This window comes from Candidatus Nealsonbacteria bacterium CG07_land_8_20_14_0_80_39_13 (assembly GCA_002779355.1).
Taxonomy (GTDB): domain Bacteria; phylum Patescibacteriota; class Minisyncoccia; order Minisyncoccales.
Genome location: PEWS01000021.1, coordinates 1 through 14,880, shown reverse-complemented (window position 1 = coordinate 14,880; position 14,880 = coordinate 1). Strand labels below are relative to the sequence as shown.

14 protein-coding genes and 1 pseudogene are annotated in these 14,880 nt (G+C 38.1%); 3 read left to right on the top strand and 12 right to left on the bottom strand.

The features are described from left to right. Positions 1-24: 24 nt before the first annotated feature. A pseudogene (locus COS96_01465) lies at positions 25-707 on the bottom strand (hypothetical protein). Between the two features lie 171 nt (positions 708-878). Continuing rightward, positions 879-1,076 (bottom strand): hypothetical protein, encoded by a 198-nt coding sequence (locus tag COS96_01460; GenBank protein ID PIU43993.1) that lies wholly within the window; start codon positions 1,074-1,076, stop codon positions 879-881. Positions 1,077-1,375: 299 nt separating this feature from the next. On the opposite strand from COS96_01460, the gene COS96_01455 reads away from it, so the two are divergent. Beyond that, positions 1,376-2,938, top strand: coding sequence for a hypothetical protein (locus tag COS96_01455; protein PIU43992.1), 1,563 nt, complete (start codon positions 1,376-1,378; stop codon positions 2,936-2,938). Positions 2,939-2,953: 15 nt separating this feature from the next. Then, the gene (locus COS96_01450; protein PIU43991.1) at positions 2,954-4,741 is read left to right on the top strand and encodes a hypothetical protein; all 1,788 of its coding nucleotides are present in this window, start codon (positions 2,954-2,956) and stop codon (positions 4,739-4,741) included. Here the strand turns inward: COS96_01450 and COS96_01445 are convergent. The 8 genes from COS96_01445 to COS96_01410 form a co-directional block, all read right to left on the bottom strand. Next, a complete protein-coding gene (locus COS96_01445) occupies positions 4,733-5,608 on the bottom strand; it encodes a hypothetical protein (GenBank protein PIU43990.1) in 876 nt (291 codons plus the stop codon). The two genes, COS96_01450 and COS96_01445, sit on opposite strands and share 9 nt — an antisense overlap. A gap of 10 nt (positions 5,609-5,618) precedes the next feature. Next, the gene (locus COS96_01440) at positions 5,619-6,650 is read right to left on the bottom strand and encodes a hypothetical protein (protein PIU43989.1); all 1,032 of its coding nucleotides are present in this window, start codon (positions 6,648-6,650) and stop codon (positions 5,619-5,621) included. Further along, on the bottom strand, positions 6,640-7,905 hold the full coding sequence (locus COS96_01435; protein PIU43988.1) for a hypothetical protein: 1,266 nt from the start codon (positions 7,903-7,905) through the stop codon (positions 6,640-6,642). The genes COS96_01440 and COS96_01435 overlap by 11 nt, the downstream gene beginning before the upstream one ends. 6 nt (positions 7,906-7,911) lie before the next feature. Then, a complete protein-coding gene (locus COS96_01430) occupies positions 7,912-9,525 on the bottom strand; it encodes a hypothetical protein (protein PIU43987.1) in 1,614 nt (537 codons plus the stop codon). After that, positions 9,522-10,250, bottom strand: a complete 729-nt coding sequence (locus tag COS96_01425) for a hypothetical protein (protein PIU43986.1) — start codon at positions 10,248-10,250, stop codon at positions 9,522-9,524. The genes COS96_01430 and COS96_01425 overlap by 4 nt, the downstream gene beginning before the upstream one ends. Next, positions 10,247-11,551 (bottom strand): serine--tRNA ligase, encoded by a 1,305-nt coding sequence (locus COS96_01420; GenBank protein ID PIU43985.1) that lies wholly within the window; start codon positions 11,549-11,551, stop codon positions 10,247-10,249. Before COS96_01420 ends, COS96_01425 begins: the two co-directional genes overlap by 4 nt. A 112-nt stretch (positions 11,552-11,663) precedes the next feature. Beyond that, positions 11,664-12,065 carry a hypothetical protein gene (locus COS96_01415; protein ID PIU43984.1) on the bottom strand — a complete coding sequence of 134 codons (402 nt, stop codon included), beginning with the start codon at positions 12,063-12,065 and terminating at the stop codon, positions 11,664-11,666. A gap of 60 nt (positions 12,066-12,125) precedes the next feature. Beyond that, the gene (locus COS96_01410) at positions 12,126-12,716 is read right to left on the bottom strand and encodes an RNA 2',3'-cyclic phosphodiesterase (GenBank protein PIU43983.1); all 591 of its coding nucleotides are present in this window, start codon (positions 12,714-12,716) and stop codon (positions 12,126-12,128) included. A 121-nt stretch (positions 12,717-12,837) separates the two neighbouring features. Here COS96_01410 and COS96_01405 point away from each other — a divergent pair, with 121 nt between their 5' ends. Further along, entirely contained in the window at positions 12,838-13,731 is an 894-nt protein-coding gene (locus tag COS96_01405) for a hypothetical protein (GenBank protein ID PIU43982.1), read from the top strand. A gap of 78 nt (positions 13,732-13,809) precedes the next feature. Here COS96_01405 and COS96_01400 read toward each other — a convergent pair whose 3' ends face one another. Both COS96_01400 and COS96_01395 read right to left on the bottom strand, forming a co-directional pair. Next, positions 13,810-14,544, bottom strand: coding sequence for a hypothetical protein (locus tag COS96_01400; GenBank protein PIU43981.1), 735 nt, complete (start codon positions 14,542-14,544; stop codon positions 13,810-13,812). Beyond that, entirely contained in the window at positions 14,541-14,780 is a 240-nt protein-coding gene (locus COS96_01395) for a hypothetical protein (protein ID PIU43980.1), read from the bottom strand. The genes COS96_01400 and COS96_01395 overlap by 4 nt, the downstream gene beginning before the upstream one ends. Positions 14,781-14,880: the final 100 nt, after the last annotated feature.

Genomic DNA, 14,880 nt, shown 5'->3' with positions numbered 1-14,880 from the left:
CATAATTTTATTTATTTTTTTCGCTTAATGGTTTTCGTTTAATTTTTTGACGCTCTTGGGAGATTGCAGGAAATTTCTTCCGCTGACGACTTTTCTGCCTGTTTTACTCTCCAATTCCAACCGCGCGTTTTTAGCAACCCCACCTCCTTTTTTGGCCGGAACTTTATTTTCCTCCAATCCCCTCGCCTCCATAGTTTCGGCAATTTGACGGGTAGAAAGCTCTACCAAAGCCGTAAAAACCAATTCCGCATCTGTCATATGGTCGCGTAAATTTTCTGGATCCATTTTTGACTCCGACCCATTCTTTGCCAATTTATTCTTCCTCGATTGATTGATTTTTCCGGGTCAACTGTCTCTTGGATTCTTTCGTATCCCACTTTAGTAAGCCAAAGTTTAAACGGTTCGGCTTTAGGCGATGGAATTGATTGAATTATTCTTAAAATTCCTTCTATATCAGAAGCATCGGTTGAATAATATTTTCCGTCAGAAGATAAAAATTTCAGTTGTCGACAAAATGTCGACAACTGAAAACCTTCTTCCGTTTTTACTCTAATCTTCATTTTAAACCAATAGTCGCGAGGATTAATGCTGTCCGTTAACACCGTAATAACATCAACAACGGAAAAATACCATTTTTCCTCTTTTTCGTCCCAAATCCGACGATTTTTTTTCCCTTCAAAGATTGCGATTTGTTTTTTGTTCTCCATAATTTTATTAAATCACTCAATGACTTAATCTAACTTTATTTCTTCTTAACCTTAAATTCAATCTGGAAAACATTGATAAAAGGACTGATTGCCATTGATGAGAAACAATGGAAACAAAAATTTGAAATAAAAAAAGGGATAAGCAATTTGCTCACCCTGTTCATCCTTACATTATTTCCCCAAGGAGTTGCCACATCTCCCCGAACTTATCATCATAGAAAAATTTGCTCTTTTCTGTTTTATTTTCTTCCTTGTAATCACACAGATATCCTCCATTCTTTTTTTTATTTTAATATCTCCAACACAGATTATTTTGTGTTTTTCCAAGGCTTTCCGCAGCGCATCGGCTGAATCAAATAGTTTTACCAATTTTTTAAGGTTCTTATAGTGTTATTATTTAAGCAATTTTTTATCATTTTGTCAAATTCACAGTGTTCAATTCCGCAGGAGTCTGACCCCTGTAAACTAATGTTGACGTCTGAAATGTTGACGTCAGACGTCAACACAGACGTCGTCAACACAGACGTCAACACGTCAACGCAGACGGCAACATGGGATGGGATGAGTGGGGGGGGGTAAACAGTCTGCCCGCCCTTAAGCTTCGCCGGATTTTTGCTTGCTTTATTATTATTTGGTAAAATAAATTTAACAGATAACTAAAAAGTTTGATGACTAAAAAAGCTATATTTTTTTTAATCGTTATTGTCCTACTGGCTTCCTTTCTCCGCCTCTGGCAGATTGACACCATCCCGCCGGGAATCTATCCCGACGAAGCCTTGAATGCCAATGAAGCCATTACTAACCCCGGCCAAGTTTTTTATCCGGACAACAACGGCCGAGAAGGGCTTTTCTTTAATTTGATTTGGCTTTCATTCTCCGTCTTCGGTATATCAATATGGTCGTTTAAGCTCGTTTCCGTTTTAGTGGGAGTCTTAACAGTCTTCGGCCTTTTCCTACTTATCAGAGAATTATTCAGATTTGTTTTAAAAGACGAAAACAAGGTTGTTCTTATTTCCCTTCTTTCGTCTTTTTTTATGGCTGTTTCTTTTTGGCACATAAATTTCAGCCGTATATCTTTTAGAGCAATTATGCTTCCGCTCATCCTTGTTTTTTCTTTTTATTTTTTATTTCGCGCTTTTAGGACGCAAAAAATCAAACATTTTATTTTAGCCGGGATAATTTTCGGTCTGGGATTTTACACTTATATTTCTTTTCGTCTGGCCATCTTTCTTCTCGCCACGGTTATCTTTCTCTGGTTGGTCGCTTTTTTAAAGAAGAAAGAATTCAAAAAAACCCTTTTATCAGTTTTTCTATTCTTCGCTGTTGTTTTTGCCACGGCCTTGCCCATCGGGCTTTATTTCTTGAAAAATCCGCAGTATTTTTCTTCCCGGACAGACAGTGTTCTTATTTTCAGCCAGCCAAATCCGCCCAAGGAGTTTGCCATAAGCTTGATTGCTCACTTGGGGATGTTCAATGTTTATGGCGATCCCAACTGGCGCCACAATGTCGCCGGACATCCGATGCTTATTTTTCCGGTCGGTCTGTTATTTTTAATTGGTTTAGCATTTTGCTTTAAAAAACTTCTGCTTTCCATTAAGGAGAAAGATTTAATTTCGTTCAATGTTTTTTCTTTTCCTTTTTTCTGGTTTTTTATTATGCTCCTGCCCGGTATTTTAACCTTTGAGGGCATCCCCCATGCTTTGCGCGTCATCGGAGTTATTCCCGTTATTTATATTTTTGTCGGAGTCGGGGCTTGGAGAGCTTTTGAATTTTTGAATCGTTTTATTAAAAATAAAAAGCTTTTGTTTTTGATCAGTTTCGTTTTTTTAGCCGGCGTCGCCGGTCTGGAGTTTGAAAAATATTTTATTGAATGGGCGAAAAATTCTGAAGTTAAAAGCGCCTTCACCGACAAATACAACAACATCGGCTGGTTTATGAATTCTTTGCCAGAAGATACCTTAAAATACGTTGTTGTAAATAGAGCCGAAGAGCCTCTTTATGGGATTTCAATTCCCGGCCAGGTTCCTATGTTCGTTGAAAGAATCGGATTCGGCCATTTGCGTTCGGATTATATAAGGGCGGAGGAATTAGATAAGGTTCAGATTATCAGCGGAAGGCAGACGATTATAGCGCCCCTTTATGATGGGAAAATAATGGATGACCTTAAACAAAAATTTCCTCAAGGAGAAATAGAACAAAAACATGGATTTTGGATTTACAAAATAAATTAAAAAATATAATCATATATGTCTGAAAAAAATTCAAATTTTATCGCTTTCTTTCTGATTTCAATAATGTTCCTGCTCGCTTTTTTTAGCATTCAGGAGGATGTTTTTACCTTTGACGAAACAGCCCACATCACAGCCGGTTATTCTTATTTGGCTCAAAACGACTACAGATTGAACCCCGAACATCCGCCCCTGATAAAAGATTTGGCCGCTCTCCCCTTGCTGTCTCTGGGCCTTAATTTTCCCAAAGACAGTTCCGAGTGGGCGATGGAAGACGGTCCTGCCTGGTGGCATCAATTTAATATCGCCACTGAATTTTTGTATAATTCCGGGAACAATCCTGATCTGATGATGCTTTATTCCAGGACAATGATGATTCTCTTTTTGGTTTTGTCCGCCTGTCTGTTATTCTATACAGCCAGAAAATTTTTCGGAAACAATGTTGCTGTTTTGTCTTTGTTCCTTTTCTGTTTAGAACCCAATATCTTGGCTCATGGCAGATTGGTTACTACGGATATCGGAGCCACTTTTGGAGTTGTTCTGGCTACTCTATTCTGGCTTAACTTTCTTAAAGAGCCCTGTTGGAAAAATATTATTTTCGCCGGCTTGGCTTTCGGAACAGCGATGCTCTTGAAGTTTTCTTTAATTTTACTGATACCCTTTTTTATCATCATCACATTCGCTTATCTTTGGACCAATAAAGAAAAAATATCCGTCTCCGGAATTTTTAAATATCTCGGAAAATCTATTCTGGTCGGATTAGTCGGAATGTTATTTGTTGTTTATCCTGTTTACCAATATCATGTCTCAAAAGAGCCTCTGGATAGGCAGATAAGAGATGCTAAACTTACGCTTGAGTCCACTTCCATACCGAAACCGTTGGCGAAAGCTGATGTTTGGCTCTGTTCCAATAACATCACCAGGCCATTCGGCCAGTACTTCTTAGGCGTTTTAATGGTGCTTAACAGAGGGGCAACCGGAAATACAACTTATTTTATGGGAGAAATTTCCGCTTCGGGATGGAAAACTTATTTTCCCATTATTTATTCCTTAAAAGTTCCGGGAACATTTCTTCTTTTGTTGTTGGTCTCATTGCTTTATGCCGTCTCTATGATCAAAAAGCCGATTTGGGTGGAGACTTTCAGCCGTTTGCGCCAATGGCTTAAGAATCATTTTCCGGAATTCGCCATGCTTACCTTCGTTTTGATTTATTGGGCCACAAGCATCAGCAGCGCCCTTAATATAGGAGTCCGGCATTTGATGCCTGTTTTTCCCTTTACGATTTTGCTGGTGAGCGTGGTAATTATTAAAATTTTGGAAAGACCTTTTCTGGGAAAACCCTATACAAAATTAAAATATACCGCCTTGGGAATAGTTTTGGTTTGGCAGGCCATTTCAATCTGGGCTATTTATCCCAACTTCCTCTCTTACTTTAATGAAATAGCCGGCGGGCCGGAGAACGGCTATATTTACGCTACCGATTCCAATCTTGATTGGGGCCAGGATTTAAAAAGATTGAAAAAATGGACGGATGAGAAAGGAATAAATAAAATTTACGTTGATTATTTTGGCGGAGGGAATATCCAATATTATTTCGGAGAAAAATATCTGCCTTGGTGGGGATCTAAAAATGAAAAAGAGCTTCCAAAAGGAAGCTATCTGGCTGTTTCAATAAATCAGCTTCAGGGAGGAAGAGCAGAAGCCATTAACGGTTTTGACCAGCCGACTGATTATTATCGCTGGCTGGACAAGTATCAGCCGGTTGCGGTTATCGGCTACTCCATTTTCGTCTACCGCCTACAATGATCTGTATTTATAGGGGGCGAAATTACCGAATCTTAAATCAATGTATTCAAGCCCCGTTCTCTTTTCAGCCGGAATTTCTTTTTCCAGGATCGTCTTTAGTTTTGTCATCTGCCGCTGCATGTCCTTTTCTGAGTTAAAAAATATTTGCCATCCTTCTTCTGTCTGAAAATCAACCCTATCGTTGGAAATAATTTTAATTTCCCTGATAATTACGTTGATATTTTTAAGGGCTGATTCAGTCTTGAACAAATCAGACAGCCGTTCTTTCCAAAGAACCTTTTTCCCCAGAAATATGTCCGTCGGGGAGCTCATTTTCAGTTCGGGAAGGTTCAGGTGATTTCCCAGTAATTTTTGCTTTCCTTCATTTACGGCGTTGACAATGGGTTCAAAAACAACACCCTCTTTGTCAACAAAAAAACAATTTTTATTTTCTTCTTCAATATTCTGGCAAATTACTGCAATGGCCATCCTCTCTGTTACGGAGACGGAAAGAATTCCCCAAAATTTTTTCCTGATTTTTAAGTCTGATATTTGGGGGAATTTTTTTAAAATTTCCTGATTTATTCTTTTTGAATTAAGAAGGAAAATGTTTTCAGTGGAGAAGAAAAGGATTTTTTCATTAAGATTTTCTTTAATTATTCTCTCAATTTCTTCGCCGGAAGCTTTTGAATTTCCGCTTATCTTAATTTCTTTGGTTTGGAAAAAATCAGATGAGCAGAAAAGATAAAGGAAGCCGGCGATAATCATTACTGATAATATGCTTAGCCAAAATACCCCGTTCCTTAAAATGGATTTTTTTCTTTTAACCCTATATGGGTTGCGATTAAACAGACTCTTCTGCCTTATCCCTTGACGATTCCTTTCCATAAGTAAACTCTTAAAAGCCGCGTTTTATTTTTCTCATTTTTTCAATTATCCAATTGAACAGATATTTCCATGATAAAACATAATCTTGCGTTTTAACATATTCATATTTTTCTCCTCCAAATCCCGTCTTGAATAAGGTCGGGCCTGCCCAAGGGTGTTTGCTCTGCGGATCAACATAACCCCAAAAATCGTAAATTTTACATCCCCTCTTTTTCGCTTCTTTTATCGCCTCCCACTGCAATAAATAAGGGATGGAAAGCTTTGCGTATTTAGAGAGAGAGGCTCCTTGATGATAAAAACCTATGCCTGACCAGAAGATAATCAAAGCTCCGGCCACAATTTCATCTTTATATTTTCCAAAGAGCAATAAAGATTCGTTGCTTTTTGAAAAAATTTCGAACTCGTTTTCTATAAATTTATGAGAGAAGGGAGAAAAATTTTGTCTTTTAGCCACTTCCCTGTTCAGTTCTTGGTAAATTTTTATATCATTCTCGCCCTCGCTTTTTTCAATTGAAATATCAGTATTTTTTTGCGCTTGGCGGATCAGATAGCGGGTTGTCTTGCGCGTCTTTTTTAAAAGTTCTTCTTCCGGCAAAGAAATATCCAGTTTCCATGTCGCTTCGTAAGCATTGGCGTGCATAGGCGCTTCCTTGAATCCAAGCTTTTGGAAAATTTTTATATTTTCATCAGCTCTTGGCCAGAGCGGAGCAATCCTGATAAAATCCGCTTTTTCTTCTTTTCCGATCTTTTTCAATTCCTCTAGTAGGGTTTTTAACGCTTGTTCATTCGTTGCGGGTAAATGCTGGATTAAAAGAAATGTTCCGCGTTTAGCAGTAATTTTAGCAATCAAAGCGACTACTATTAACTTTGAACTTTGAACTTTGAACTTTGAACTTTCTTCATAAACTCCCAGCCGCCAAATTTTTTGTCCCATTTTTTCATTAAACTCTCCCCAGCTCCATGAATTTAAAAAAGTTTTTTCTTGGCATTGGCTAAGAAAATTTTCCCAAACATTTTTATTTTTTACTTCTTTAATTTCCATTATTTTTTAAAAAAATAATAATTTCTTCAGCTTGTTTTTCCGAAACATTGATATGGGTCGGCAGATTTAGCGTCTGCTTTGATAGTGCTTCCGCCTTAGGACAGCTTCCTGATTTATATCCTATTTTCTCAATTTTCGTGTCAAAGGGCGCAATCGGACTGGTGTACCAATCCCCTATTAAAAGATTATTCCGCCAGGCCTTCCTGATGATTTTATGCGCTTCCGGGTGTTTAACCGTAAATCTTAAAAAGACATGCTCTCTATCCGGAGGAGTTGTTGGTAATTCAAAAGAAGTTTTTTTTAATCCTTCAGAGTATATTTTAGCGATTTTTCTTCTATGTTCGTTGAATCTGTTTATTTTTTTTAATTGGTTTAAGGCAAGCAGGGCCAACTTGCCGGACATTGCTTTTGAGAAGTAATTTGGCATCATTCCCCTCTTTTCTTTCCAGTGGACTGCTTTTGAAAGTATATGAAGCCATTGAAAAATAATCAGAAGATACTTTCCCGCTATCCGATATGTGGGTAAAATCACGGAATTCATCAAAATAGGGTGCAATAGTTGTTGCATCTCCCATAAAAGCGGTAGAGGCCCGTCCTCTCCTTGTCTTTGTCTAAGTTTTTGAGCAAGAGTTTCGTCGTTGGTGGCAGCCATTCCGCCGTAGACAGAAGAAATAACTTTGTCACGGGAGAAGCTGAAGAAAGATGCTTTACCGAACGTTCCTGCTTTTTTTTCTTTGTAGGTTGCGTCGAGAGAATGGGCGCAATCTTCAATTAAGGTCAGGTTATTTTCTTTGCAGATTTTTGAAATCTCATCAATGTCAGCCGGCAATCCGAAAGTGTGCTGGATTATGACTGCCCTGCTTCTCGGGGTAATTTTTCTTTTTAAATCCTTCAGGTCAATATTAAAGGTTTTTTCGTCGCAATCAACGAAAACAGGTTTTAAACCGGACCATATAACCGGATTAGGCACAGCGTTGCAGGTGAAGGCTTGCAACAGAATTTCACTTCCCTTTTCCAGCTTTAAGGAGTTTAAGATGGCCATAAGGGATGACCTTCCGCTGTTAAAAGCAATTGCATATTTTACTCCAAGATATTTTTTAAATTCTTCTTCTAATTTTACAACCATCAAACTTTCATTCTTTGCGCTCCACCAGCCGAAGAGTAATTTAAAAGATAATAAAATATCGTCCCTTTCCGTATTCGGCGACAAGGATATTGATATCGGCTTCAACCATTGAGAAATTTTTTTAAACATAAAGACTTAACTACTTAACGACTTAATTACTTGTTCCGGTACTCTGCTTTCTAAAAGTACCGTGTCTCCTGGGCTTGTAAAATCTTTAATTTTTTTGATAATTTCTGTCGGATTTTCCATAAACAGAATATTTTCTTCTTTTATTCCGTTTTCAATAGCGGATTTTTTCAGGATATCAAAGAATTCTCTCGTTGTGATTATGGCTAAATCGCAAACTTCAGCAATTTTTTTGCCGATCCTTTGATGAACCCCTTCGGCAGATCTTCCTAATTCAATCAAGCAAGGCATTATTATCACTCTCTTGCCCTGATATGTTTGTAAATATTCTAAATCAGCGAAAACACCATCGGGATTAGCCGAATAAGTGCTGTCAAGAATTATTAAGTTGTTCGCGCCTTTTTTAATTTCTATCCCCGATAAATTGTTTTTAATTTTTTGGCAAGATTTTGAAATCTCTTCTTCGGTCATCCCCAGTTCTTTGGCAACTATTTTAGCCCCTTCAATGTTTTCCATCCCCCGTTGCCCGACATTTTCGCCATATAGAAATTTTTTAATTTTAATTTTTTCGTAAAGATTTTTACAATATCTGTTATTTCCATTGAGGAAGGCTATTCCGTCAGCTGGCAGCGCTTCCATCAGCTCAAATTTGGCTTTAATAATGTTCTCCTGCGAGCCGAAAGTCGCCATATGCTGTTCGTTTATCCCTGTCAGGATTCCTATTTTCGGCTTAACGATATCGCAAAGCATTTTTATTCCTCCCCTGCAGTAAGCGCCCATTTCGCAGATGAAAATCTGATGCTTCGGCTTTAAGTCTTCTAAAATAGTTTGAGCGATGCCGATTTCGGAATTTCTATGTTCAGCTGTTCTGGCTGTTTTGAATTTTTCCGACAATATCGCGAATAGTATTTCCTTAACCGATGTTTTTCCATAGCTTCCGGTTATTCCGATGACGATCAGATTCTTAAATCCGGCTATTTTTTTCTTAGCCTTATTTATGATCAATGTTCTTCCTAAGACAGTTAAGGGTTGGAAAAGAAGGACTATAAGGGAAATTATCAGCGGAGTTAATATATCAAGCAAAAGAAGTATGAATGGTATGGCTAAAAAAATCGGGAAAGGAAACAGGGAGAAAGAATCAAGCTTGGCGAGAAATGGCTGCGAAAAAACAAGCAAAAGAAGGGAGAGATATGTTATGCCGGCTGTTAGTATCAGGAAAGACATTTTTTTTGTTAAAACAGGTTTTTTGTATTGTTTTTTCAGGAAGTCTAAAACGCTTTTGTACGCCTCAACTATGTAAATTAGAAAAACAATCACGCCCGTAATTTGATAAAAAGATTTGAAGAAAGGGAAAAGCGGCGAAGATTGCTGGCGGAAAATTCCGGAAAAAACAAGGAAAAAGATGCCAACTGCCAGAAGTATTTTTATAAGAAATAATTTGTTAAAAAAGATTTTTTGGCCTTTTTCTGTCTGGAAATGAGCCAGAAATCTTCCTAAGTGATATTCCTTCAATTGCCATAGGTAAATCCAAAAGAGGCCTGCCTTAGCCGTTCTGATGAGCCACGGAAAAGGAGTGAATATGGCGATTATGGAGAATAAAGCTGTTATCAGGCAAGGGCTCATATTTTTAAAAATGATATTATTGTTTCTGCAAATTTTTCAGGAATTTGTATGTGCGGACTGTGCCCGATTTTGGGGAAAATTTTTAATTCAGAATCGGGAATTTTTTCTTTCATCAAAAACCCATTTTTAACGGAAAGATAATTATCTTTATCGCCCCAAATTATCAAAGTTTTTGTTTTTATTTGTCCAAGCAATGGTTTCAGGTCCTCTTCAATGGTTTTTTTAAACGTTTCCTTTAGGAATCCCTTAACTTCAAGGTAATCTGTTTTCTCGACGATAAATTTGTAAAAAAGTTTTCTGAAAAATTCATAACCAGGGAAAAAACTCGTAAAGAAAAAAAATCTCTTCCATGTGGAAACAAAGAAAGAAAGAGCGGCTTTTTTAGAAGATTTTCTTAATTCCGCTCCTCCGGCCGAAACCAATATTAATCCTTTTAATTTATTATCGTCGGAGGCGTCGGCGGAATATTTTGCGGCAAATTTAATCGCAACCCGTCCTCCAAAAGAGTGCCCTAACAGGAAGAAGGGCGCGTATTCTTTGGAAAAATTATTGAACCATTCAACATAATCGTCAAGAACCCATGTTTTGTCCAATTCAGTTTCTTTTTTAAAGCCGGGTAAATCAGGAATAATTACCTGTATCCCCTGTTTTTCCAAAAGCTGTTTTGTTTTGTCCCATTTTTCTTTTGAGCTCTGCCAGCCATGAAGAATTATCAAATTCGTCATTTTTTTAAAATAACCTTAAATCCTGTGTATTTTTGGAGAACTTCGGGAATTAAGATACTGCCGTCTTCCTGTTGGTAATTTTCCATGATGGCAATCATAACTCTGCCTAAAGCAAAGGCGGTTCCGTTGACAGCGTGGACAAAAGAAGTTTTTCCTTCTTTATCGCGATAGCGGATGTTTAATCTTCTGGTTTGAAAATCAACGCAATTAGAAGTTGAATGCGTCTCCCTGTATTTATTTTGGCCGGGAAGCCAAGCTTCAATGTCGTATTTTTTAGCCGCTGAAAAACCCAGATCGCCTGTGCAGATATTTATCACTTGGTAAGGGAGTTTCAATTCTTTCATCATTTCTTCTTCGGTGGCCAAAAACATTTCATGCTCATGGTGAGAATTTTCCGGCAGGCAGAAGCTGAACATTTCCAGTTTATCAAATTGGTGGACTCTTAAAATTCCCTTAGTGTCTTTGCCGTAAGATCCGGCTTCCCTTCTGAAGCAAGTGGAAAAACCGACATATCTTCTGGGCAAATCTTTTTCATTGAAGGTTTCGTCGCTGTGCATGGAAAGCATAGCTTGCTCTGAAGTGGCGATAAGATACATATTGTCATCTTGCAGATAATAAGCTTCGTTTCTGTCAGCCGCTTCTATGAAGCCGGTTCCTCTGGCCATTTCTTCCTTGAGCATTACCGGCGGGATAATCGGCGTAAACCCGCCCGCAGCGCTTTGTGCATCATTGCGGGCAGGCCCTTTTTTGACCAGCTTGTTCAGAACAAAATTAATAATGGCAAATTCCAAGAGAACAAGACTTCCTTTGAGATAGCTGAATCTGGCGCCGGCGACTTTCGTTCCCCTGTCAGAGTCAATAATGTCCAGCTCTTCCCCTAATTCAAAATGCTCCTTGGGTTTAAAGGAAAATTTTGTCGGTTCGCCTACTTTTCTTAAAACTTCATTGTCTTCGTTGCTTTTTCCGACAGGCACTTCGTCAAAAGGGATATTAGGGACTTGGCGTATCAGGCCATAAAACTCTTCTTCCAAACCTTTCATTTTTTCTTTCAGATTGTCGTTGTTTTCGTCCAATTCCTTCATCTCCAAAATGAGTTTTTCTCTTTGATTTTTGTCTTTGCTTTGAGATATTTCCCTGGAGGCGATATTTTTCTTCGCCCTCATGTCTTCAATCGCCAGCAAGGTTTGTTTTCTTTGGCCGTCAATTTCCAAAAGCCGGTCAATATCAGCATCAACCCCTTTGTTTTGGCAGGATTTTTTAACTTTCTCCGGATTTTCCCTTATAAATTTTATATCTAACATAAATTTTAGGTTATGAATTGTAAGTTATAGTCCGAGAATAGCCTTTTTTCGCAGAAAATTCAAGAAATATTTTGCAAAAATTTTTTGTAATAAAAAAGTAAGCTATTTTTGCCTACCAGAACTTTTTGTCCTTGCAAGATTTTAAGAATTTTATTTGTTTTTCGCAAAAGCCAACAAGATGATCCCTTTCGGCATCTGTTAATAGCAGAGATTTCTCCTTCCTTATTTCGGGCGTTATTCTATAAAGTATTTCTTCCCATGGCGTACTGAAACAACGTTCGCCATGAGTCGCTTTATTAACGACGCATCCTTCACAATCTTTGGCAAGATATTCCTTACATAGCGGATATTCTTTACTTGAAAAGACATTATTTTCGGGATCAGATATCTCTATAAACTGGGCTCTTGTACAATTTTTGAGAAATTCTTTTATTAATTCCCAAATCTTAATGCTTTTTTCTAAAGGATCGCTTATCCCGTCTGCTTCTTTTAGGTCCATACCTTTTACTTCCATTTTTTATTTAATTTTTAAAGTGCATATTCGCACTATATTTTTTAATATTTATTGATATGCTCAAATTAACATTTTTTCCTCCTCCCTGTCAATTTTTATATCCTTTCCTAATTCAAAACTCTCCAGAACTGTGTATTCGGGGCCGGTTTTTTTAAGCTCGCTTTCCATCAACTCAAGCGATGAAACTTCAAAATCCAAGAAAATTTCTTTGGAAATTTCAGGCCTTTCCTCAAGCTCTATTTTGTCGAATTGCCAAGCCTTAATTCTTCCCAAGGTGATATGAGGAGAGATCGGCTTGCTTGATGACTTCTCCAGTTCGTTTCTTAGGAATGCCAGTTCCGGCGATTTCTCCCCCATCGCCCATATCATTCTCGGATTTTTCCCCGGCGGACCGTAAATTATTTTATTCAAACTGATTGAAAACGGCTCCTGCTTTTTGGTTATTTCTCTTATTTTTTCGCAGATTTCCAAAATCTCTTCATCGTTTATGCTGCCGATAAAGGATAAAGTGATATGGAGATTGTCTTTTTTTGCCCAGCGGACAAAATCAGAGCTTTGGGGAAACAAATCACCGACTTCCTTCTGTTCGGAAACCAATTTTTCCCTGATTTTCTCCGGCAAATTTATAGCCACAAAAGTCCGTTTCTTCATATGGTTAAATTTACCTCAAATCCCAGCCAATTTCAATAAAAAAAATATAGACAAGGTCATAATTAAATGATAATGTTTTTGTAATGTACCTTTAAATAAAAAATAAAAAAAACACCAAAAGATGACAATTAGATTAAGCAATGGATACCCGCTTGATAATGTAGTTGCTAACGGAGCATTAGGATTTGATGGCAAGGGTTATCCTTGGGAAAATATATTGGAATGGTTGAGGCTTATTGAGATTGATAGACGTTTATTGGCCATAACCATAAGAACTCTGACGATGGAAAAACGTCAAGGAAATTTGCGCTGGTATAATCCTTTAGTGGTTATCCCCTTGCCCGGAGGAGTAATAAATTCAGTCGGGCTAAGGAATCCGGGATTAAAAGGATGGTGGAAAGAATATGCGCCGAACATTGATTGGGAAAATCTTAATTTAATAAATTCAATATATTCCGATAATACGGATGAATTAGTCGAGATGATAAAAATAATGGACAAACTTCCCTTCAAGGCGCATGAAATAAATTTTTCTTGTCCAAACGTCAAAATGACTAACCCCGAAAATACCCATTTCGTTATAGAGAGTTGTCGGAGATTGAAAGAGGTTTCTTCGCTCCCGATTATCGCTAAGTTGTCGGTAAAACATGATTATTTGCGCATTGTTGAGAAAATCAAAGATTATGTGGAAGCGATAAGCATTAATAGCGTTCCGGAGGACATGTTTAAAAACTCTTTTATTATCAGACATTTTAAACGTCTTGGCAAAGGCAATGGCGGAGTTTCCGGGGAACCAGCACAGCGCTTTACGTGGGAAATGGCTCAAAAAATATCAGACCAGGGGTTAGTTCCTGTAATTTGGCCAAGCGCATGGACATATGATGACTATAGTTACTTAAAAGATAAAGTAAGGGCAGATGCAATCAGCGTTGGTGGCCGATACCTTCTCAATCCCGGCGCGCAGACTCGGTGGATAAAGAAATGGGAAAAAGAAAATAATTCTAAGAACAGGTAAAACCCTGTTCCTTTTTATTAAAAAGGAGAAAATAAAAAAATCGCTGGGCGAGCCTGCGACTATATAAATTATTACCTCTCATTGATTCAGTTTTTGCCAATTATCTTCAAATTTCGGTTTCAACGGCAAGGATCCTTTTCTGCATAGCGGACAATCTTTTGGGTCATAGTTTTTTACTTCTCGATTTATCAACGCCTTTACCGTATAATCAGGATGCTCTTCTGAAAGGTCATCGGGTCTATAAACCAAAGTGAAGACCACTGGTTTTCCATTTATTTCCAAAAACCTAAATTTTTGGTGGAGGTTGCTTTTTAGAATAGCGTCCCTAACTTTTCTTGCTGTTCCCATCGTAGTTATCAGTTCTTCAACTTGGAGGACAATTGCTCCTTCAGGAATTTGGAACCTCTTCCAAATTTGTTCTCCTGCGTCGTTCTTTTCCGTGTAGGTAAAGATTGTTCCGATTTGCCTTGCTAATTCTTGACCGAACGGCCTTCCTGCTTCGCTTGAAGAAACAATATAATCTATTGTTTCTTTCGCTTGTTCGCCGAAAATATCCGGATTTCTTCTAATCGCTTCTCCTACGAGAATTTGAAGCACATTAGAAAATTTCATTGCCCTTCCAACATCGAAAAAACCGTCACTACATTTTTCTGAGGTTAATTTGGCATGAGGTGGCATATCGCCTGTTTTCTCCTTATTTTTGTCGTAAGACCAAAAAACTTCGATATCTCTAAGCCACTTCATTAACTCATCGTCGGCATAACTTTCCTTTCCTTGGATTCTTAAAATCCTTCCTTCCTCTTCTATGCTCATTTTTCGTCACCTCTCTCGCTTAAAGCTTTTTCGATTTCCTCGTTTATTCTTTGGACAACACCAAGTGGATCTTCTGCTTCCGTAATTTCTCGTCCCATAACTAACAGGCTCGCTCCATTTCTAATGGCGTTCCATGGGGTGCCAATTCTTTTTTGGTCACCAACGCTTACACCTGCGGATCGGATCCCGGGGTTTATAAATTTTACAGATGTCTTTAAATACCATGGCATATTCATTAGTTCCATAGGACTGTTACCGCTGCTATTTTTGCCCCTCCGCTGTTCTCTATGGCGGCTCTTAAAGCCTCTTTGCCCGAGCATGCCATCACGGTTACGA